General features: G+C 64.9%; 2 protein-coding genes. Both read left to right on the forward strand.

From position 1 onward, the window contains the following. Positions 1-52 precede the first annotated feature (52 nt). Positions 53-12,970 (forward strand): amino acid adenylation domain-containing protein, encoded by a 12,918-nt coding sequence (locus ACI77I_RS24810; protein ID WP_406998803.1) that lies wholly within the window; start codon positions 53-55, stop codon positions 12,968-12,970. Then, positions 12,967-24,291 carry an amino acid adenylation domain-containing protein gene (locus ACI77I_RS24815; protein ID WP_406998805.1) on the forward strand — a complete coding sequence of 3,775 codons (11,325 nt, stop codon included), beginning with the start codon at positions 12,967-12,969 and terminating at the stop codon, positions 24,289-24,291. The genes ACI77I_RS24810 and ACI77I_RS24815 overlap by 4 nt, the downstream gene beginning before the upstream one ends. Positions 24,292-24,425: the final 134 nt, after the last annotated feature.

Here is a 24,425-nt window from a genome sequence, read left to right on the forward strand (position 1 = left end):
CAGATGAAAACGGACTTTCTCCTCAATCGTGACTTTTCAGCAGGTTACCCCCATGCAGTTCAGCGAATTATTGGCAGCGATTTCCACCCACGCGATCCGTCTGCAACTGGAAGAGGGCGACCTGATCATCCTGGGCGACGACGAAGCGCTGGATGACGCGCTGTGGGATCAACTGATCGCCCACAAACCCCGCCTGCTTGAGTGGGTGGCCGAGCACGGCGGCGACTGGCTGAGCCCGGCCTATCGGATCACCCCGGACATGCTGCCACTGGTCAACCTCGATCAACCGGCCATCGACCGCATCGTCGCCGCCATCCCCGGCGGCGCGGCGAACGTGCAGGACATCTACCCGCTGGCGCCGCTGCAAGAAGGCATGCTCTACCACCATCTGTCGGCGCAGCAGGGCGACCCTTACGTGCTGCACGCGCAGTTTGTATTCGACAGCCGCGCACGCCTCCACGCCTTCGCGCAAGCGCTGCAATGGGTGATCGACCGCCACGATATCCTGCGTACGTCCATGGTCTGGGAGCGCCTCGACGAGCCGTTGCAAGTGGTGTGGCGCAAGGCGACCCTGGCTTGCGAAGAAGCCCATTTGAACGGCGGTGACGCCCTGGCCCAGTTGCTGGCACGCTACGACGCCCGCACCTACCGCATGGCCCTGGGCCAGGCGCCGCTGCTGCGCCTGGTGTTTGCCGACGACCCGGCCAACCAGCGCGTGGTGGCGATGCTGCTGTTCCACCACACCATTCTCGACCACACCGCCCTCGATGTGGTGCGCCATGAAATCCAGCTGTACCTGGCCGGTGAGCAAGCCCAGGCCGGTGAGCCGGTTGCGTTTCGCAGCTACATCGCCCAGGTGCGCCATGGCGTCAGTGAGCAGGCGCATGAGGCGTTCTTCCGCGCGATGCTGGCGGATATCGATGAGCCAACCTTGCCGTTCGGTTTGCAGGATGTGCAGGGCGATGGTCAGGGCATCAACGAAGCGCGCGTGCCCGTCGACAGCGCACTCAGCCGCCGCCTGCGCCGCCTGGCACGACCGCTGGGCGTGAGCGTGGCGAGCATGATGCACCTGGCCCTGGCGCGCGTGTTGGGCGTGGTGTCTGGTCGCGACGCCGTGGTGTTCGGCACCGTGATGCTTGGCCGCATGGGTGCAGGCGAGGGCGGTGACCGCGCCTTGGGCATGTTCATCAACACCTTGCCGCTGCGCGTGGATGTGGGCGAGCAGGGCGTGCGCGCCGGGGTCAAAGCCACCCATGAGCGCCTGACCACCTTGCTCAATCACGAACATGCCTCGCTGGCACTGGCCCAGCGTTGCAGCGGTGTAGCCGCACCCACGCCACTGTTCAGCGCGATGCTCAACTACCGCCACAGCGCCGCCACCGACATGGCCGCCGTCATCGACGTGGCCGAAGGCATCCAGGTGCTGGGCGCCGAGGAGCGCACTAACTACCCGCTTACGGTCAACGTGGATGACCTGGGTGAAGAGTTTGCGCTGACGGTGATGGTCGACGCGTCCATCGACGCGCAACGTGTCGCCGGTTACCTGCATACCGCGCTGGAAAGCCTGGCCGATGCCTTGGAACATCGACCGGATCAGCCGCTCTGCGGCCTGAACATCCTGCCCGACACTGAGCGCCACCACCTGCTGCACAGCCTCAACCAAAGCCCCGCGCACTACACCGACACCGCCCTGATCCACCGTTGCGTCGAAACCCACGCCGCCGCCCAGCCTGAAGCCATCGCCTTGCGCTTCGAGCATCTGTGCCTCACCTACCGCCAACTCAACGAACGCGCCAACCAGGTCGCCCACCGCCTGCTCGCCCAAGGCGTGAGTCCGGATGACCGTGTGGCCATCTGCGTAGAGCGTGGCCCGGAAATGATCATCGGCCTGCTGGGCATCCTCAAAGCCGGCGCCGGTTATGTGCCGATTGACCCGGCTTACCCGCTGGAACGCATCGCCTACACCCTGGCCGACAGCCAACCGCTGGCCGTGCTGGTGCAAGCCAACACCCGCCACTTGGTGGGCGAGCTGGCGCAAATCGACCTTAATAGCCTCGGTAGCGAGCCCATCGTCAACCCGCGCATCCCTCTCAGCCCCGCCAGCCTGGCCTACGTGATCTACACCTCTGGTTCCACCGGCCTGCCCAAAGGCGTGATGATCGAGCACCGCCAGGTCGCACGGCTGTTCAGCGCCACTGACCACTGGTTCGGCTTCAACCGCAACGATGTGTGGGCGCTGTTCCATTCCTTTGCGTTCGACTTCTCCGTGTGGGAGATCTGGGGCGCGCTGATGCACGGCGGCCAATTGCTGATCGTGCCGCAACTGGTCAGCCGCTCGCCGGATGAGTGCTACGCGCTGATCTGTGAGGCCGGCGTGAGCATCCTCAACCAGACGCCCAGCGCGTTTCGCCAGTTGATTGCGGCCCAGGCGCAGAGCTCGCAGGTGCATTCCCTGCGCCAGGTGATTTTCGGCGGCGAAGCGCTGGAACCGGGCATGCTCAAACCCTGGTACGCCCGCGCCATCAACGCCGGTACGCAACTGGTGAACATGTACGGCATCACCGAAACCACCGTGCACGTGACCTATCGCGCGCTGGAGGCGGCGGACGCGCAGTTGGTCGGCGTCAGCCCGATTGGCGTGCGCATTCCTGACCTGCAGCTGTACGTGCTCGATGAGCGCCGCGAGCCGCTGCCGATCGGCGTGGCAGGCGAGCTGTACGTCGGCGGTGCCGGCGTGGCGCGCGGTTACCTGAACCGTGACGCGCTCAACGCCGAACGCTTCCTGGCCGACCCGGCCACCGGTTTGCGCATGTACAAGACCGGCGACCTTGGCCGCTTGCTGGCTGACGGTAACGTCGAGTACCTGGGGCGTAACGACGACCAAGTGAAGATCCGTGGTTTCCGTATCGAACTGGGTGAAATCCAAGCACGCCTGGCCACCGCCAGCGGCGTGCGTGACGCCGTGGTGATCGCCCGTGAAGACGCGCCGGGTGACAAGCGCCTGGTGGCTTATGTGATCGCCGAGCGTGACATCGGTGCAGCCGAACTGCGTGACCACCTGCTGCTGAGCCTCGCCGAGTACATGGTGCCCAGCGCGTTTGTACTGCTGGATAAATTCCCGCTGACCACCAACGGCAAACTCGACCGCAAGGCGTTGCCCGCACCGGATGCCGACGCGCTGGCGCGACGTGACTATGCCGCCCCGCAAGGTGCAGTCGAAACCGCCATCGCTGCGATCTGGCAGGCGCTATTGAAGCTCGACAAGGTCGGCCGCGACGACAATTTCTTCGAACTTGGCGGGCACTCACTGCTGGCGGTCAAGCTGATCGAACGCATGCGCCAGGTGGACTTGAGCGCCGATGTGCGCGTGCTGTTCGGTCAACCCACGCTGGCTGCACTTGCCGCAGCGGTGGGCGGGCAGCAGGAAGTGCAGGTTCCGGCCAACCTGATCAGCGAGACGAGCGAGCGCATCACGCCGGACATGCTGGCGCTGGTGGAGCTGGACCAGGCCGCCATCGACCACATCCTCAAGACTGTGCCCGGCGGCATCGCCAACGTGCAGGACATCTACGGCCTGGCGCCCCTGCAGGCGGGCATTCTTTACCACCACCTGGCAACCACCGAGGGCGACCCCTACGTGTTGCAAGTGCAGTTCAGCTTCGCTGACCAAGCGGCGGTGGATGCATTTATCCGCGCGTTGCACAGCGTGATCGAACGCAATGACATTTTGCGCACCTGCATCCTCTGGGAGGGCCTGGATGAGCCGGTGCAAGTGGTGCTGCGCCAAGCGCCATTGGCCGTGGAACGTGTCGACGTACAGGGTGGTGAAGCCTTGGCACAGCTGCAACAACGCTTCGACCCACGCCATTATCGCCTCGATCTGTCCCGCGCCTCGCTGATGCATTTTGGCTACGCGCAACAGTCGGGCGGCTACGTCGGCATTTTGCTGCTGCACCACATCCTGCTCGACCATACCGCCTTGCAAGTGCTGGTCGAAGAAATGAGCGCCAGCCTGGCCGGAAACAGCGCGCACCTGCCGGACGCGGTGCAGTACCGCAACTACGTAGCCCAGGCGCGTCTGGGGGTTACCCAGGCGCAACACGAAGCGTTCTTCAGCGACATGCTCGGCGATATCGACGAGCCGACGTTAGCGTTCGGCTTGCAGGATGTAAATGGCGACGGCAGCGGCATCGTCGAGGTGCACTTGCCGTTGCCAGCGGCGCTCAGTCACGGTCTGCGTGAACAGGCGCGGCAACTCGGTGTGAGCACCGCCAGCCTGGTACACCTGGCCTGGGCCCAGGTATTGGCCCAGGTTTCCGGCCAGCAGGACGTGGTGTTCGGCACCGTGTTGCTGGGCCGCATGCAAGGCGGCAAGGGCGCCGACCGTGCGCTGGGGATGTTCATCAATACCTTGCCGCTGCGCGTTAGCCTGGGCGCCGTCAGCGTACAAGCCGGCGTGCGCGCCACCCACGCGCGCCTGGCGCAGTTGCTCGGGCATGAACATGCCTCGCTGTCACTGGCCCAGCGTTGCAGTGGCGTACCGGGGTCGTTGCCGTTGTTCAGCACCTTGCTCAACTACCGTCACAGCGCGCCGGGTGAAGCCCCGGGAGACAGCCCGTTTGCCGCCTCTGGTATCGAAATTCTCAGTTCCGAAGAACGCAGCAACTACCCGCTGGTGCTCAGCGTCGATGACCTGGGCGCAGGTTTTTCGCTGACGGTACAAGGCCTGGCCATGCTGGATGTACAGCGCGTGGGCGAGTACATGCTCACCGCATTGCAGCACTTGATGACCGCGCTGCAACAAGCGCCGACCACGCCCTTGCAGGCGGTGTCGATTCTGCCGGCCGCCGAACGCCACCAACTGCTGGTGGCGTTCAACGCCACCGCCCGCGACTACCCCTCGCAGCTCACCGTGCAGCAACTGTTCGAAGCCCAGGCGCTGGCGCGTCCCGAAGCCGTGGCGGCGGTGCATGGCGCGTTATCCTTGAGCTATCGCGACCTCAACCGCCGCGCCAATCGCCTGGCTCATCACCTGATCAACCAAGGCGTGCAGCCGGGTGAAAGCGTGGCGATTGCTCTGCCGCGCTGCCTGGATTTACTCGTGTGCCAGCTGGCGATCCTCAAGTGCGCGGCGGTGTATGTGCCGCTGGACGTCAATGCGCCGGTTGAGCGCCAGGCGTTCATCGTGCAGGACAGCGGCGCGCATCGGGTACTCAATAGCCTGGCCGACCTGAACCTGGACGCGCAATCGCCGCGCAACCCTGAGCGGGTCCAGTCCTCGGAAAGCGTGGCGTACATCATGTACACCTCCGGCTCCACCGGCGCACCCAAAGGTGTGCAAGTGCCGCATCGCGGTATCACGCGGCTGGTGCTCAACAACGGTTACGCCGACTTCAACGCCGCGGACCGTGTGGCCTTCGCCTCCAACCCGGCGTTCGACGCCAGCACCATGGACGTGTGGGGCGCGTTGCTCAATGGCGGCCAGGTGCAGGTGATCGACCATGCCACCTTGCTCGACCCGGCGGCATTCGCTGAAGCCTTGGAGGGTGCGACGGTGCTGTTTGTCACCACGGCGCTGTTCAACCAATACGTGCAGATGATTCCTGAGGCGTTGGCCGGCCTGCGCATCCTGCTGTGCGGCGGTGAGCGTGCCGACCCGGCGGCGTTCCGCAACCTGTTGGCGCAGGCGCCCGAGTTGCGTTTGGTGCATTGCTACGGGCCAACGGAAACCACCACTTACGCCACCACCTATGAGGTGCGCGCGATTGCCGATGACGCCGACAGCGTGCCCGTGGGGCGGCCGATTTCCAACACGCAAATCTATCTGTTGGATGCTTGGCAGCAGCCGGTGCCACTGGGGGTGAGCGGTGAAATCTGCATCGGCGGCGACGGCGTGGCCAAGGGATATCTGAACCGGCCTGAACTGACCGCTGAGAAATTCGTGCAAGACCCGTTCAACCCAGGCGCCTTGATGTACCGCACCGGCGACCTCGGTCGCTGGACGGCGGACGGCTTGCTTGAGTGCCTTGGGCGCAATGACGATCAGGTCAAAATCCGTGGTTTCCGCATTGAGCTGGGTGAGATCGAAGCGCGCCTGGCGACCTGTGCGGGCATCCACGACGTGGTGGTGCTGGCGCGTGAGGACGTGCCGGGTGACAAGCGCCTGGTGGCGTATTTCACTTGGGCTGACGAACCCGTCGGCATCGACAGCGTGCGCGCGCATCTGCAAGGCCAATTGCCGGACTACATGCTGCCGTCGGCGTATGTGCCGCTGGCGCATTTGCCGCTGACGGCCAATGGCAAGATTGACCGTAAAGCGTTGCCGGCCCCCAGCGTAGACGCGCTGAGCAGTCGCGAGTTTGAAGCACCGCAAGGCGAGGTGGAAACCCTGCTGGCGCAGATCTGGCAGGACGTGCTCAAGCTTGAACGCGTGGGGCGCCATGATCATTTCTTCGAGTTGGGCGGGCATTCGCTGCTCGCGGTGAGCCTGATTGAACGCATGCGCCAAGTCGGCCTGAGCTGTGACGTGCGCGCACTGTTCAGCCAGCCAAGCCTGGCGGCGCTGGCGGCGGCGGTGGGCAGCGGGCGTGAAGTTGTGGTGCCGGTGAATGGCATTCCTTCGGGCTGCACGCAGATTACGCCGTCGATGCTGCCTCTGGTGCCGCTCGACCAGACAGCTATCGACCGTATTGTCGCCACGGTGCCGGGCGGCGCAGCGAATGTGCAGGATATCTACCCGCTGGCGCCGTTGCAGGAAGGCATTCTCTATCACCATATCAGCGCCGAGCAGGGCGACCCGTACCTGCTGCAATCGCGCATGGCGTTCGACAGCCTTGAGCGTTTGCACGCGTTCATGGGCGCGCTGCAACAGGTCGTGGCCCGTCACGACATCCTGCGCACCGGCGTGGTCTGGGAAGGCTTGGACAGCCCGGTGCAAGTGGTCTGGCGTGACGCGCAGTTGGTGGTGCAGGAAGTCGCCCTGGACCCAGCCGACGGCGGCATCCTTGAACAGCTGCACACACGCTTCGATGCTCGCCACTACCGGCTGGACATCACCCAGGCGCCGCTGCTGCGCATGGTCTACGCCCAGGACTCGGCGAATAACCGAGTCGCGGCGATCCTGTTGTTCCATCACTTGGCACTCGACCATACCGCCATGGAAGTGGTCGGCCAGGAGATGCGCGCGTTCCTGTTCAACCAGGCCGATGCGTTGCCCGCAGCGGCACCGTTTCGCAACTATGTCGCCCAGGCCCGCCTGGGTGTCAGCGTGGCTGAGCATGAGCAGTTCTTCCGCGAGATGCTCGCTGATGTCGATGAGCCGACCTTGCCGTTTGGCGTGCAGGATGTGCAGGGCGACGGCCGCGCTATCGAAGAAGCCGAGCGGCAGCTGGACGCGGCGCTGGCGGTGCGTGTGCGTGAACAGGCGCGGGTGTTGGGCGTCAGCGCGGCCAGCCTGATGCACCTGGCCTGGGCGCAAGTGCTGGGGTTGGTGTCCGGGCGTGACGACGTGGTGTTCGGCACCGTATTGATGGGCCGCATGCAGGCCGGCGAGGGCGCTGATCGCGCGTTGGGCATGTTCATCAACACCTTGCCGCTGCGCGTCGATGTGGGCGCCAGCGCCGCCGTTGCGGTCAAGGCCACCCATGCGCGGCTGAGTGCATTGCTCGGTCACGAGCACGCGTCCCTGGCGCTCGCCCAGCGTTGCAGTGGCGTATCGACGGCCGTGCCGTTGTTCAGCGCCTTGCTCAATTACCGCCACAGCACGCCCGGTGAAATGGCCCGCGACGGCCAGGGCATCTGGGAAGGTGTGCAGCTGCTGGGCGGTGAGGAGCGCAGCAACTACCCGCTGACCCTCAGCGTCGATGACTTTGGCGCAGGTTTTGGCCTGAGTGTGCTGGCGCTGCCGCAGATCGGCGCCCAGCGCCTGTGTGGCTACATGCACAGCGCCGTGGAGCAGCTGGTTGCGGCCTTGGAAAGCGCGGCGAAAACCGCGCTCAACCAACTGCCTGTTTTGCCCCAGGCGGAGTGCGAAACCCTGCTGCGTGAATTCAACGCGACCGCCGCCGACTTCCCCACCGGGCATACCGTGCATGGCGCCTTGGAAGCCCAGGTCGAACGCCAACCCCATGCGATTGCCGTGCAGCAAGACGGCGAAGTTCTGACCTATCAGCAACTCAACCAGCGCGCCAACCAGTTGGCGCACCACCTGCTGGCGCTCGGCGTGCAGCCGGATGATCGCGTGGCGATCTGCTGCCGTCGTGGCCCGCAGATGCTGGTGGGCCTGCTGGGCATTCTCAAAGCCGGCGCAGGCTACGTGCCCATCGACCCGGCTTACCCCGCCGAGCGTATCGCCTACTTGCTGCAGGACAGCGCTCCGGCAGCGGTATTGGCCGAGGCAAGCACCCGCGACCTGTTGGGCGCGCATGCTGCTGTCGACCTGTTCGACGAGCGCCTGCAACACCACCCCGTCAGCAACCCGCGGGTGGCTACCCTGACCCCGGCACACCTGGCCTACGTGATCTACACCTCCGGCTCCACCGGCCAGCCCAAAGGTGTGATGGTGGAACACCGCACGGTGGAAAACCTGGTGCACTGGCACTGCGAAGCCTTCGGCCTGGACACGCGCAGCCACACCAGCAGCGTCGCCGGGTTTGGTTTCGACGCGATGGCCTGGGAGGTCTGGCCGGCACTCTGCGCAGGCGCCACCCTGCACCTGCCGCCCGCGCACGTGGGCAATGAAACTATCGACGAATTGCTCGCCTGGTGGATGGCGCAACCGCTGCACGTGAGCTTTCTGCCCACACCCGTCGCCGAGTACGCCTTCAGCCAGAACCTGCACCATCCGACCTTGCGCATCCTGTTGATCGGCGGTGATCGCCTGCGTCAGTTTGCCCAGGAGCGGCGCTTTGCAGTGGTCAACAACTACGGGCCTACCGAGGCCACGGTGGTCGCCACCTCCGGCCGTGTGCGCGCCGGGCAGGCGTTGCATATCGGCCAGCCTATCGCCAATACCCGCGTGTACGTGCTGGATGCGCAACTGCGCCCAGTGCCGGTGGGCGTTGCCGGTGAGCTGTATGTGGGCGGCAGCGGTGTGGCGCGGGGTTATTTGAACCGCCAGGACTTGACCGCCGAACGCTTCCTGCAAGACCCGTTTAACAGCGGGCGCATGTACCGCACCGGCGACCTGGCGCGCTGGTTGCCTGACGGCAATATCGAGTACCTGGGCCGTAACGACGACCAAGTCAAAGTGCGCGGCGTGCGCGTTGAACTCGGCGAAATCGAAAGCCGCCTGGCGGCACTCGACGGCATCGCCGAAGCGGTGGTGCTGGTGCGCGAGGGCCGTCTGGTGGCCTGGTTCACCGAACACTACCCACTGGCGATTGAAACCCTGCGTGCGCAACTGCAAGCGCAGCTGCCCGAAGCGCTGGTGCCGGCGGCCTACGTCAAACTCGACACGCTGCCGCTGACCGCCAACGGCAAGCTGGACCGCAAGGCCCTGCCGCAACCTGATCAGTCGGCGTTGCTGAGCCGCGACTATGCAGCGCCTGAAGGTTCAGTGGAGACCGCCCTGGCGCGGATCTGGGCCGAGGTGTTGCAGGTGGAGCAAGTCGGCCGCCATGACCACTTCTTCGAACTGGGCGGCCATTCGTTACTGGCTGTCAGCCTGATCGAACGCATGCGCCAGGTCGGCCTCAGCGCCGATGTGCGTGTGTTGTTCAGCCAGCCAACCCTCGCAGCGTTGGCCGCTGCCGTGGGCAGTGGTCGCGAAGTTTCGGTGCCCGCCAACCGCATCGCCGCCGACTGCCAGCGCATCACCCCGGACATGTTGCCGTTGGTGGATCTGGACCCAGCAACCCTCGACGAGGTCGTCAGCCGCGTACCCGGTGGCGCCGCCAATGTGCAGGACATCTACCCACTGGCGCCGTTGCAGGAGGGCATTCTTTACCACTACATCACCGCCGAGCAGGGCGACCCGTACCTGCTGCAATCGCACCTGGCTTTCGACAGCATCGAGCGCCTGAATGCCTTCACCCAGGCGCTGCAACAGGTCATCAATCGCCATGACATCCTGCGCACCGGCGTGGTCTGGGAAGGCCTGGCGCAACCGCTGCAAGTGGTGTGGCGTCAGGCTCAATTGCCGCTTGAAGAGCTGCACCTGCAAGGTGATGTACTGGCCGGCTTGCATGCGCGTTTCGATGCGCGACGCTATCGCCTGGACATCAGTCAGGCACCCTTGATCAGCTTGAAGTACGCCCAGGACCCGGCCAATCAGCGTGTGGTGGTGGTGTTGCTCTATCACCATATCGCCCTCGACCACACCGCATTCGACGTGGTGCTGCGCGAAATGCAGGGCCACTTGCTCGGCCACCAAGCCCCAACGGCGCCGCCGATGCCGTACCGCAACTACGTGGCGCAGGCGCGCTTGGGTGTGAGCGAGCGGGAGCACGAAGCGTTCTTTTGCGAGATGCTCGGTGATGTCGATGAACCCACCTTGCCGTTCGGCCTGCAGGATGTGCGCGGCGACGGCAACGCGATCAAAGAGCATCGCCTGCGCCTGGGCAGCGACCTCAACCGCCGCCTGCGCGCCCAGGCGCGCTTGCTGGGCGTGAGTACGGCGAGCCTGTTCCACCTGGCCTGGGGCCAGGTGCTGGCGGCCACGTCGGGGCGCCAAAGCGTGGTGTTCGGCACCGTGCTGGTTGGTCGAATGCAAGGTGGCGAGGGCGCCGACCGTGCGCTGGGCGTGTTCATCAATACCTTGCCGCTGCGCCTGGACATCGACGCGCAAGGCGCACGCGCTGCCGTGCGTGCCACCCATGCGCGGCTGACCGCGTTGCTCGGGCATGAACACGCGTCCCTGGCCTTGGCCCAGCGTTGCAGCGGTGTGGCGGCCCCGGCGCCGCTGTTCAGCTCGATGCTCAACTACCGCCATCGCGGCGCCGCCACGCGATCGGCTGAGGCGCAGCAGGCCTGGGAAGGCATGCAGACGCTGGTCAATGACGGGCGCACCAACTACCCGCTGACCTTGAACGTGGATGACCTGGGTGATGGTTACGACGTCACCGCCCTGGCCCAAGTCGACGCGCAACGGGTGTGCGGTTACCTGCAGGTTGCTTTGTCCGGATTGGTCGAAGCCTTGGAGCATGCGCCGCACCAGGCGCTCAATCGTTTGCCGATTCTGGGCAGTGAGGAACGGCAAAAACTGCTGGTGGAGTTCAATGCGACCGAGGTGAACTACAACCTCGAGCAAACCCTGCACGGCCTGTTCGAAGCCCAGGTCGAGCGCACGCCGCAGGCCGTGGCGGTCAAGGCCGGTGACCAGCACCTGACCTACAGCGAGCTGAACGAACGCGCCAACCGCCTGGCCCACCACCTGCGTGAACTCGGCGTGCGGCCGGATTCGCGGGTGGGCATCTGCGTCGAGCGTGGCCTGGACATGGTCATCGGCCTGTTTGCCATCCTCAAGGCCGGCGGCGGTTATGTGCCGCTGGACCCGGCGTATCCACGCGAGCGTCTGGCCTACATGCTGCAAGACAGCGCGCCCGTGGTGGTACTGGCGCAAGGCGCAACCCGCGAGTTGCTGGGTGATGTGCCGGTGATCAACCTGGACCACAGCACTTGGCAGCACCAGCTCGCCAGCAATCCGCGGGTGCCGGGCCTTACCGCCCAGCATCAGGCTTACGTGATCTACACCTCCGGCTCCACCGGCCAGCCCAAGGGCGTGATCAACGAACACGCCGGAGTGGTCAATCGCCTGCTGTGGATGCAGGACGCCTATGGCCTTAAGGCCCATGACGCGGTGCTGCAGAAAACCCCGTTCAGCTTCGACGTGTCAGTGTGGGAGTTCTTCTGGCCGCTGTTTACCGGCGCACGCCTGGTCATGGCGCGCCCGGGCGGGCATAAAGAGCCTGAGTACCTGTGCGCGGTGATCGAGGCCGAACAGATCACCACGCTGCACTTTGTACCGTCGATGCTCGATGTGTTCCTGGCCCACGGCGATGTCAGCCAGGCAGCTGTGCTTGTGCGCGTGATGTGCAGTGGCGAAGCTTTGCCGGGCAGCTTGGTGCGGCGCTTCAAGCAGCAATTGCCAGGGATCGGCCTGTACAACCTGTATGGCCCGACCGAAGCGGCGGTGGACGTGACCGCCTGGAACTGTGCGCGCCCCGACGTGCCGGACAGCACGCCGATCGGCAAACCGATTGCCAACACGCGCATGTACCTGCTGGATGCGCAGTTGCAGCCGGTGCCGTTGGGCGTGGTCGGCGAGCTGTTTATCGGCGGTGTGCAAGTGGCGCGTGGCTACTTGAATCGCCCTGAACTGACCGCCGAACGCTTCCTCAAGGACCCATTCAACCATGGGCGCATGTACCGCACTGGTGACGTTGGCCGCTACTTGCCTGACGGCAATATCGAGTACCTGGGCCGTAACGACGACCAGGTGAAGATCCGTGGCCTGCGCATCGAGCTGGGTGAAATCCAGGCGCGGCTGCTGGAGCATGCGCAGGTCAACGAGGCGGCCGTGGTCGCCCGCGAAGACCGGCTGGTCGCGTACTACACCGGCATAGCCACCGACATCGAGCAGCTGCGCGCGCATCTGCTGCAGCACCTGCCGGACTTCATGGTGCCCGCGCTGTTCATGCACCTCGACGCGCTGCCGCTGAGCCCCAACGGCAAGCTCGACCGCAAGGCTTTGCCTGCGCCAGGCATGGACGCGCTGATCGTGCGCGAGTACGTGGCCCCCGAAGGTGACACCGAAACCCTCCTGGCCAAGCTGTGGGCTGAGCTGCTCAACGTCGAGCGGGTCGGGCGGCACGACAACTTCTTTGAACTGGGCGGGCACTCGCTGCTGGCCGTGAGCTTGATCGGCCGCCTGCGCCAGGAAGGCCAGGAAGCTGACGTGCGGGCGCTGTTCGAGCAGCCGACGCTGGCCGGCTATGCCGCCATAACCGAACGAATGGAGATCGTCCTGTGAGCATTTCTGAGCTGTTGGCGACGCTGAAAACCAAGGACATCCAGCTGGCGCTCAAAGGCGAGCAGTTGTCGGTGCAAGGCAATAAACAAGCACTGAGCGACCCGGCGACCCTCGCCGCGTTGCGCGAGCACAAACCGGCGTTGATCGCGTTGATCAAGGCCGGCGAATACTCGGCGACCAACGCCGGCGAAGTGCAAGTGCCCGCCAATGGCATCCCGGCGGGCGCCGAGCGCATCACGCCGGCCATGCTGACCCTGTCGACCCTGAGCCAGGAGGAGATCGACCGCATCGTCGTCACGGTGGAGGGCGGTGTGGCGAATATCCAGGATATCTACCCGCTGGCGCCGTTGCAGGAAGGCATTCTGTTCCACCATGTCAGCGCCGAGCAGGGCGACCCGTACGTGATGCAGTCGCAGTTTGCGTTCGACAGCCTGGCGCGCTTCGAGGCCTTCGCCCAAGCCCTGCAACAGGTGATGAACCGCCACGACATCCTGCGTACCGGCGTGGTCTGGGACGGTTTGCAGCAACCGTCGCAAGTGGTCTGGCGCCAAGCGCAACTGCCGGTGCAGGCGTTGGCGTTGGACCCGGCTGACGGCGATATCGCTGCGCAGCTGCACGCGCTGTTTGATGCGCGCCACTATCGCCTCGACGTGACCCAGGCGCCGCTGCTGCGCCTGGTGCGTGCCGAAGATCCGGTCCATCAGCGCATCGTTGCCACTTTGCTGTTCCACCACATGGCCCTCGACCACAGCGCCCTCGAAGTGGTGTGCCATGAACTGCAGGCGTGCCTGCTGGGGCAGGGCGCCGCGCTGGGCCAGGCGGTGCCGTTTCGCAACTATGTGGCGCAGGCGCGGTTGGGGATCAGCGAGCAGGAACACGAAAGTTTCTTCCGCCAAATGCTCGGCGACATCAGTGAGCCGACCTTGCCGTTTGGTTTGCAGGACGTGCAAGGCGATGCCCGTGGGATTGCCGAAGTCAGCCTGCCGCTGGCGCCAGCGCTCGGGCTGCGTTTGCGTGCACAAGCCCGGCTGCTGGGCGTGAGCGCCGCCAGCCTGTTCCACATGGGGTGGGCGCAAGTGTTGGCTGTGCTGGCCGGTAAACAACAGGTGGTGTTCGGCACGGTCTTGATGGGCCGTATGCAAGGCAGCCATGACACGGATCGGGCGCTGGGGATCTTCATCAACACGCTGCCGTTTCGCGTGGACGTAGGCGCCGAAGACGTGCGCGCCGGGGTCAAGGCCACCCACGCGCGGTTGACTACCTTGCTGCGCCACGAGCACGCCGCCTTGGCACTCGCCCAGCGTTGCAGTGGCGTGGTGGCGCCGACACCGCTGTTCAGTGCGTTGCTCAATTACCGCCACAGTGCCCCGGCCGCCAGTGCCGCCGCCGTATCGGCCTGGCAAGGCATCGCGGCGCTCAGCGCCGAAGAACGCACCAACTACCCGCTGACCTTGAGCGTGGATGACCTCGGCGAAGGCTTTGGCTTGAGCGTGCTCGCCAGCACTTTGGTGGACCCGCAGCGTGTCTGCGCCTACCTGCAAACCGCCCTGGAAAACCTCGTGACCGCCCTGGAGCAGGCGCCGCACACGCCGCTCAATCACGTCTCGGTAGTACCCGCCGCCGAGCAACAACAGCTGCTGCAGCAGTTCAACGCGACCCAGGTCGAGTTCCCCCAAGGCACCACCTTGCACGGGCGTATCGAAGCCCAGGCCGCGCGCACGCCCGAGGCCATCGCCGCCGTGCACCAAGGCCGCCAACTGACTTACGCCGAGCTGAACCAGCAAGCCAACCTGTTGGCCCATCACCTGCTGGCGCTGGGGGTCAAACCCGACGACCGCGTGGCCATCGTCGCCCGCCGTGGCCTGGACACCCTGGCCGGGTTGCTGGCGATCCTCAAGGCCGGCGCCTGCTATGTGCCGGTGGACCCGTCCCACCCGGCCGAGCGTCTGAATTACCTGCTGACCGACAGTGAGCCGGTGGCGGTGCTGACCCAACAGGCGCTGCTGGATCGCCTGCCCGCGCTGGACGTGCCGGTGATCAACCTCGACCGCTTCACCTGGCAGCACCATTCGGCGAGTAACCCCAAGGTCAATGTCACGCCATCGAACCTCGCCTATGTGATTTACACCTCCGGCTCCACCGGCCTGCCCAAAGGCGTGATGGTCGAACACCACACCGTGGCCAACCTGGTGGACTGGCATTGCCGCGCGTTTGACCTGTGCGCCGGGCGCCACACCGCCAGCGTCGCCGGTTTCGGCTTTGACGCGATGGCCTGGGAAGTGTGGCCGGCGCTGTGTGTCGGCGCGACCTTGCACCTGCCGCCGGCCAGTGACGGCGCCGAAGACATCGACGCCTTGCTCGCCTGGTGGTGCGCGCAACCGTTGGACGTGTGCTTCCTGCCCACGCCGGTGGCCGAGTACGCCTTCAGCCAGCAGATCGAACACCCCACGCTGCGTACCTTGCTGATCGGCGGCGATCGCCTGCGCCAGTTCGCGCGGGCCCAGCGTTTCGAGTTGATCAACAACTACGGGCCGACCGAAGCCACGGTGGTCGCCACTTCCGGCAAGGTCGAAGTGGGCCAGCCGTTGCATATCGGCACACCCATCGCGAATGCCACGGTGTACCTGCTGGACGAACAGCAACGCCCGGTGCCGTTGGGCGTCGCCGGTGAGCTGTATGTGGGCGGCAAAGGCGTGGCGCGCGGTTACCTGAACCGCGAGGATTTGACGGCCGAGCGCTTCCTGCAAGACCCGTTCAACGCCGGGCGCATGTACCGCACTGGCGACCTGGCGCGCTGGTTGCCGGACGGCAACATTGAATACCTGGGGCGTAACGACGACCAGGTGAAGGTCCGTGGCGTGCGCATCGAGTTGGGCGAGATTGAAACCCAACTCAACCAACTGCCGGGCATTCAGGAGGCGGTGGTGTGGGTCCGTGAAGAGCGGTTGATCGCCTACTTCACTGCAAACCCTCAGCTCGACCCACTGGCTGTCGGCGATATCCGCGCCCATCTGGTCGCGCATTTGCCGGACTACATGGTTCCGGTCGCCTACGTGAAACTCGATGCATTGCCGCTCACCGCCAACGGCAAACTCGACCGCAAGGCCTTGCCTGCGCCGGACATGGCCGCCGTATTTACCCGCGATTACGAGGCGCCCCAAGGCGAGATCGAAACCGTGCTCGCACACATCTGGGCTGATGTGCTGCAAGTAGAGCGCGTTGGGCGTCGCGATCATTTCTTTGAATTGGGCGGGCATTCGCTGCTGGCGATGCGCATGGTTTCCCAGGTGCGTCAGCGCCTGGGTGTCGAGCTGAGCCTCGGCGACCTGTTTGCCAATGCCGAGCTGGCGGCGGTCGCCGAAGTGCTCGCCCGGGCGGGGCGCAGCACGTTGCCGGATATCTTGCCCGCTAACCGTGATGAAGACGTGCCGCTGTCCTTCGCCCAGCAGCGCCTATGGTTCCTGGCACTGATGGAAGGCGCCAACACCGCCTACAACATTCCCATCGGCCTGCGTTTGCGCGGGCAGCTGCATGTCGAGGCGCTGCAACGGGCGCTGGCGCGTATCGTCGCGCGCCACGAAACCCTGCGCAGTCGCTTCGCCCAACACGGCGACGACGCTCAGGTGCTGATTGTGCCCGCCGAAGACGTGCTGCCGTTGCAAGTGCAGGACCTGCGCCGCCACCCACAACCCCAGCAGGCGCTGGACGCCTTGATCCAAGGCGAAGCCTCGGCACCGTTCGACCTGGAGCGCGGCCCGTTGCTGCGCGGGCGGTTGGTGGTGATGGCCGACGATCACCATGTGCTGTTGCTGACCTTGCACCACATCGTCTCCGATGGCTGGTCGATGGGCGTGCTCACCCGTGAGCTGATGGCGCTGTACCAAGCCTTCAGCCACGGCCTGCCCGACCCGTTGCCGGCACTGCCGATCCAGTACGGCGACTTTGCCGTGTGGCAGCGTTTGTGGCTGAGCGGCGAAGTGCTGCAGCGCCAAAGCACGTATTGGCAACAGGCCCTGGCCGGGGCGCCGGCGCTGCTCACGCTACCAACGGACCGCCCGCGCCCGGCGCAACAGGACTACGCCGGCAGCAGCGTCGAAGTGCGCCTGGATGAACGCCTCACCGCCGGGCTCAAGGCCTTGAGCCAACGCCATGGCACCACGCTGTACATGACCTTGATGAGCGCCTGGGCCTCGCTATTGGCGCGGCTGTCCGGGCAGCCGGACCTGGTGATCGGCTCGCCGGTGGCCAACCGTACACGCAGCGAAGTCGAAGGGCTGATCGGCCTGTTCGTCAACACCCTGGCGGTGCGCATCGACACCTCGGGCGCGTTGAGCACCGAGGCACTGTTGGCGCGGGTCAGGGCGTTGACGCTTGAAGCCCAAGCCCATCAGGACCTGCCGTTCGAGCAGGTGGTGGAAATCACCCGGCCGGTGCGTAGCCTGGCCCACAGCCCGTTGTTCCAGACCTTGCTGAGCTGGCAGGACAGCAGCGCGCCGACCCTGGCGTTGGGTGACCTGGCCCTGGAAGGCATCGTCGAGAGTAGCCACTTTGCCAAGTTCGATCTGTCGCTGAACCTCGGCGAAGTGCAGGGCAGTATTTTGGGCGCGTTGGAGTATGCGGTGGCGTTGTTTGATCAATCGACCGTGCAGCGTTACGTCGGCTATTTCACGCGCACCCTGCAGGCGATGGTCGATAACGATCAGGCCGTGCTTGAGCACACGCCGCTGGTGGGTCCGCGTGAGCGTCAGCAGCTGCTGTTTGATTTGAATGCCACCGACGTCAATTACAACCTCGACCAAACCCTGCACGGGATGTTCGAGGCGCAGGTCACGCGCACGGCGCAGGCGATTGCGGTCAAGGCTGGCGAGCAGCAGCTGACCTATGCCGAGCTGAATGCGCGGGCCAACCAGTTGGCCCATCACCTGCTGGCGTTGGGCGTGCAACCGGATTCGCGGGTGGCGATCTGCGTGGAGCGGGGCTTGGACATGGTCGTTGGCCTGTACGCGATCCTCAAGGCCGGCGCCGCGTATGTGCCGCTGGACCCGGCTTATCCGCAAGAGCGCCTTGCCTACATGCTGGAAGATAGCGCGCCGCTGGTGGTGTTGGCGCAGGGCTCCACGCGCGGGTTGCTGGGCGCGGTGCCGGTGGTCGATCTGGACCAGCCCTGCTGGCAGCACCAGCCGGTCGCTAACCCCGATGCAGCGGGCGCGACGCCTTATGTGATCTACACCTCCGGCTCCACCGGCCAGCCCAAAGGCGTGATCAACGAACACGCCGGGGTGGTCAACCGGTTGCTGTGGATGCAGGACGAATACGGCCTCAAGGCGCATGACGCGGTGCTGCAGAAAACCCCATTCAGCTTCGACGTGTCGGTGTGGGAGTTCTTCTGGCCGCTGTTTACCGGCGCGCGCCTGGTGATGGCGCGCCCAGGCGGGCACAAAGACCCGCAGTACCTGTGCGACGTGATCGAGGCCGAACAGATCACCACGCTGCACTTTGTGCCGTCGATGCTGGATGTATTCCTGGCCCACGGTGATGTGCGCCAGGCGGCCGGGCTGGTGCGTGTGATGTGCAGCGGCGAAGCTTTGCCGGGCAGCCTGGTGCGGCGTTTCAAGCAGCAGTTGCCGGGCAGTGCGTTGCATAACCTGTATGGCCCGACGGAAGCGGCGGTGGACGTGACGGCGTGGAATTGCGCGGGCGCGGTGACGCCGGACAACACGCCGATTGGCAAGCCCATCGCCAACACGCGCATGTACCTGCTCGACAGCCAGTTGCAGCCGGTGCCGTTGGGTGTGGTCGGTGAGTTGTTTATCGGTGGTGTGCAAGTGGCGCGCGGTTATCTGAACCGGCCTGAACTGACGGCCGAGCGCTTCCTTGACGACCCGTTTATCAATGGGCGGATGTACCGCACCGGTGACGTCGGGCGCTACTTGCCGGACGGTAACATCGAGTATTTGGGGCGCAATGATGACCAGGTGAAGATCCGTGGTTTACGCATCGAGTTGGGTGAGATCCAAGCCCGCCTGACCGAGTATCCGTCGATTAATGAAGCAGCGGTTGTCGCCCGTGAACAACGCCTGGTGGCTTATTACACCGGCGCATACAGCGAAATCGATACGCTGCGCAGTCACCTGCTGCGGCACCTGCCGGAGTTTATGGTACCGGCGATGTTCGTCCATCTCGACGCCTTGCCGCTGAGCCCCAACGGCAAGCTCGACCGTAAAGCCTTGCCCGAACCGGGCCTGGATTCGGTGGTGGTGCGCGAGTACGAGGCGCCTCAGGGCGATACCGAAATTGCCCTGGCCAGCCTGTGGGCCGAGTTGCTCAACGTGGAACGCGTGGGCCGCCACGACAACTTCTTCGAATTGGGTGGGCATTCGCTGCTGGCCGTCAGCCTGATGGGGCGCATGCGCCGCCTTGGGTTGTCGGCGGACGTCAAAGTGCTGTTTGGCCAGCCGACCTTGTCTGCGTTGGCGGCGGCGCTGGGTGGTGGGCGTGAAGTGGCGGTGCCGGCGAATGGCATTGCACCCGACTGCACCTACATCACCCCGGACATGTTGGCGCTGGTCCAGCTGGATCAGCCGGCTATCGAGCGCATTGTCGCCTGTATCCCAGGCGGCGCGGCGAATGTGCAGGACATCTACCCGCTGGCGCCGTTGCAGGCGGGCATTCTCTATCACCATTGCGCAGTAGTGGAAGGCGATGCGTACCTGCTGCAGGCGCAGTTTGCGTTCGACAGCCTCGTACGGCTGCAAGCGTTTGCCCGGGCGTTGCAGGCGGTGATCCAGCGCCATGATGTGCTGCGTTCATCCTTGCACTGGGACGGCCTGGAAGAACCGGTGCAGGTGGTTTGGCGTGAAGCCTTGTTAAGCGTCGAAACCGGGCCGCTGCCGCAGCGTCTCGACCTGGCTCAAGCCCCGCTGATGCGCTTGGTTTACACCCAGGAACCGCAGCGGGTGGTCGCAACTTTGCTGTTCCATCACCTGGTGATGGACCACATCGCACTGGACATCCTGCAGCACGAAATGCAGGCGTTTTTGTTGGGCCGAGAGGATGAGTTGGGCGCTGCGGTGCCGTACCGCAATTACGTGGCCCAGACCCGTTTGGGTGTTGACGATCACGAAACGTTCTTTCGCGAAATGCTCGCTGAGATCGACGAACCCACCGAGTTCGAAAACCTGGGCGGCGATGAAGCAGCCCATCTAGCGATTGACCTTGAGTTAAGCCGGCGCCTGCGTACCCAGGCCCGCCAAGCGGGCGTGAGCGCCGCCAGCCTGATGCACCTGGCCTGGGCGCATGTGCTGGGCAAGGTCAGCGGCCGCGAGCAGGTGGTATTCGGCACCGTGATGCTTGGCCGCCTGCAAGGTGGCGAAGGCGCCGAGCGCGCCATGGGGGTGTTTATCAACACCTTGCCGTTGCGAGTCGACCTAGGGGAACACTCGGTGCGTACAGCCTTACGCGCCACCCATGCCCGCCTGACTCAACTGCTCAGCCATGAGCACGCGCCGCTGGCAGTGGCCCAGCGTTGCAGCGCGGTGCCGGTGGCGACGCCGTTGTTCAGCGTGCTGTTCAACTACCGCCACAGTGCGCCGCAAACCGCTGGCGTGGCCGAAGCGTGGCAGGGCATTGAGCTGCTCAAGGCGCAGGAACAGACCAATTACGGCTTGTCGGTGAGTGTGGATGACCTCGGTGAGGGTTTCAGTCTGGAAGCCATGGGGCAGGGCGCCCGGCGGTTGTGTGACTATCTGCACACTGCACTTGAGCAGGTGGTTGAGGCGCTGGAACACAACCGTGAAATCGCCATCAGCCGCCTGCCGATCCTGGCGGCCGCAGAGCGCAGCCAGCTGGCGGGCTTCAACGCCACCACCCGCACGTTCCCCCGTGAACACACGGTGCAGCGCCTGTTCGAAGCCCAGGCCCAGGCGCGCCCCGGCGCCGTGGCAGTGCTGCATGGCGAGCAGGTGTGGCGCTACGGTGAACTCAACACCCGCGCCAACCGTCTGGCCCATCACTTGCTGGGCTTGGGTGTGCGCCCCGCCGATAACGTGGCGATCCTGCTGCCGCGCTGCATCGACCTGCTGGTCAGCCAACTGGCCGTGCTCAAATGCGCGGCGGCCTATGTGCCGCTGGACATCAACGCACCGGCCGAACGCCAGGGCTTTATGCTGCAGGACAGCGGCGCGACGTGGCTGTTGACGCGCAGCGAGGCGCTCGTTGAATATCCGGCCCGGCGCCTGGACCTGGACACCCTGGCCCTCGACCCGCAACCGAGCCATAACCCGGACTTGTCGCAGTCTTCCGACAGCGTGGCGTACATCATGTACACCTCCGGCTCCACCGGCACGCCCAAGGGCGTCTTGGTGCCGCATCGCGGTATCACGCGGCTGGTGCTCAACAACGGTTACGCCGACTTCAACGCCGCGGACCGTGTGGCCTTCGCCTCCAACCCGGCGTTCGACGCCAGCACCATGGACGTGTGGGGCGCGTTGCTCAATGGCGGCCAGGTGCAGGTGATCGACCACGCCACCTTGCTCGACCCGGCGGCATTCGGTGAAGCCTTGGAGGGTGCGACGGTGCTGTTTGTCACCACGGCGCTGTTCAACCAATACGTGCAGATGATTCCTGAGGCGTTGGCCGGCCTGCGCATCCTGCTGTGTGGCGGCGAGCGTGCCGACCCGGCGGCGTTCCGCAACCTGTTGGCGCAGGCGCCCGAGTTGCGTTTGGTGCATTGCTACGGGCCAACGGAAACCACCACTTACGCCACCACCTATGAGGTGCGCGCGATTGCCGATGACGCCGACAGCGTGCTCGTGGGGCGGCCGATTTCCAACACGCAAATCTATCTGTTGGATGCTTGGCAGCAGCCGGTGCCACTGGGGGTGAGCGGTGAAATTTGCATCGGCGGCGACGGCGTGGCCAAGGGGTATCTGAACCGGCCTGAGCTGACCGCTGAGAAATTCGTGCAAGACCCGTTCAACCCAGGCGCCTTGATGTACCGCACCGGCGACCTCGGTCGCTGGACGGCGGACGGCTTGCTTGAGTGCCTTGGGCGCAATGACGATCAGGTCAAAATCCGTGGTTTCCGCATTGAGCTGGGCGAGATCGAAGCGCGCCTGGCGACCTGTGCGGGCATCCACGACGTGGTGGTGCTGGCGCGTGAGGACGTGCCGGGCGACAAGCGCCTGGTGGCGTATTTCACTTGGGCTGGCGAACCCGTCGGCATCGACAGCGTGCGCGCGCATCTGCAAGGCCAATTGCCGGACTACATGCTGCCGTCGGCGTATGTGCCGCTGGCGCATTTGCCGCTGACGGCCAATGGCAAGATTGACCGTAAAGCGTTGCCGGCCCCCAGCGTTGACGCGATGAATAGTCGCGAGTTTGAAGCACCGAGCGATACGTTGGAGCTGACCCTGGCGCAGCTGTGGGCTGAGGTCTTGAAGCTGGAGCAGGTCGGGCGGCATGACAGCTTCTTTGAACTGGGCGGGCATTCGTTGCTGGCGATTCGGCTGGTCAACCTGATGGAAGCGGCGGGGTTGCAGGTGTCCCTGGCTGAGCTGTTCGAGCATGCCAGCGTGGCCTCGGTCGCCGCGATGCTGCAACAACGCACGGATGAACCGGTGCGTGACACCTCGGTGATCACCGTGCGCAGCCGTGGCGCGCAACCGCCGCTGTTCCTGGTCCACGAATTCAGTGGCATGGACGTGTACTTCCCGGCGCTGGGTCAGCACCTGCCCGGTGACTATCCCATCTACGGCTTGCCGGGCGCGGCGCTTGGCGACTCGCACCTGAACACCATGGAAGGCCTGGCGGCGCGCATGGTCGGGCTGATTCGGGGTATCCAGCCCCATGGGCCGTACCGGCTCGCAGGCTGGTCGTTTGGCGGCGTGTTGGCCTATGAAGTGGCGATGCAGTTGTTGGGGCTGGATGAGGCGGTGGCCTTCCTCGGTTTGATCGACAGTTACGTGCCGCGCATGACCGACCAAGGCAAGGCGCGTTGGCACGGGCCGGATGCGCTCAAGCGGCATTTGCTGTTGCAGTGCACGGCGTATTGGACAGCACAAGGAGGTGTGGATGAGCTGGCGAGGCTTGAACACTTGGAGGCGGGCATTGGACAGCTGGACTTTGCGGGTCTGCTGCAACGCTGTCGCGATGAAGGTTTGCTATACGCGCAAATGGCAGCGGCTGCGGACGCGGACCTCTTGAGTTTTATCGAGCGAGAGGTCGGGCATGGGCATGCGTTGGCGCATTACAGCCTGTTCCCATTGCCGGTTGCGGTGCACCTGTTCAGCGCTATGCAACGGACGACCGAGTTGTCCCGGCGCAGTGACACGCTGGGTTGGCAGGACGCGTTGGCGCCGGGGCAATTGCGCCAGGTGCAGGTGCCAGGGGATCACCAGAGCATGATGCAGGCGCCGCATATCCAGGCGTTGGGCCGTGCGATGACTGAGGCGTTGGTGGTGGGTGTGCCGGTCGCTGAGGCGGCGCATCAACCGTTGTTGCGTATTCAGAGTGGGCGGGCGGGGTATGCGCCGGTGTTTTGTGTGCCCGGCGCGGGGGACAGCGTCACCGGGTTTGTGGGGTTGAGCGAGGCCCTGGGGCGCGACTGGCCGTTGTTGGGTTTGCAGCCACGAGGCTTGGATGGCGAGGCGGTGCCGCATAGCCAGGTGGAAGCGGCGGCGCAGTGTTATCTGGCGGCGCTGGCGCAGGAGTGCCCGCAGGGGCCGGTGCATTTGGTTGGGCATTCGTTTGGCGGCTGGGTGGCGTTGGAGATGGCGCTGCGGCTGCAGGCGATGGGCCGTGAGGTGGCGTCGTTGACGGTTATTGACAGTGAATCGCCTGGGGGTTTGGGTAAGCCTTATACGACCACGGCGGCGTTGTTGCGGTTGATCGAGGCGATGCAGTTGGCGGCTGGGAAGCCGTTGGGCATAGACCCGGTGGAGTTTGCCGAGCGTGATGAAGTGGCGCAGCGCCAATGGCTGCATGCAGGGATGGTGGGCGTGGGGTTGTTGCCGGGGCGCTCTGCGGTGGATGCCATGGATGGGCCGGCGCGCACGTATGCGGCGGCGTTGCGCACGGTGTATCGACCTTTGCAGCGCTATAACGGGGTGGTGCGGTTGGTGTTGGCTGAGGATCCTTCGCTGGATGCGGCGGGGAATCAGCGGGAGCAGGGGTTGATGGTTGAGGGGTGGCGGCGGCAGGGGAGTGGGTTGCAGGTTTGGTATGGGCCGGGGAACCACTTTACGTTGCTTAAGGCGCCGAATGTGTTGGGGTTGGCGCGGTGGTGGGTTGAGGGGGTGGTGATTGGGGAGGTGGTGTCTTGAGGGCTGTATGCCGGTCTGAATGTGGGAGCTGGCTTGCCTGCGATAGCGGTGTGTCGGTGTGCATATCCATTACTGCGGTAACGGCTACTTATGGTTCCGCTCTTACAGCGGGTCACTTTTGGAAGGACCCAAAA

It is taken from the genome of Pseudomonas sp. D47, assembly GCF_045447305.1.
GTDB lineage: Bacteria > Pseudomonadota > Gammaproteobacteria > Pseudomonadales > Pseudomonadaceae > Aquipseudomonas.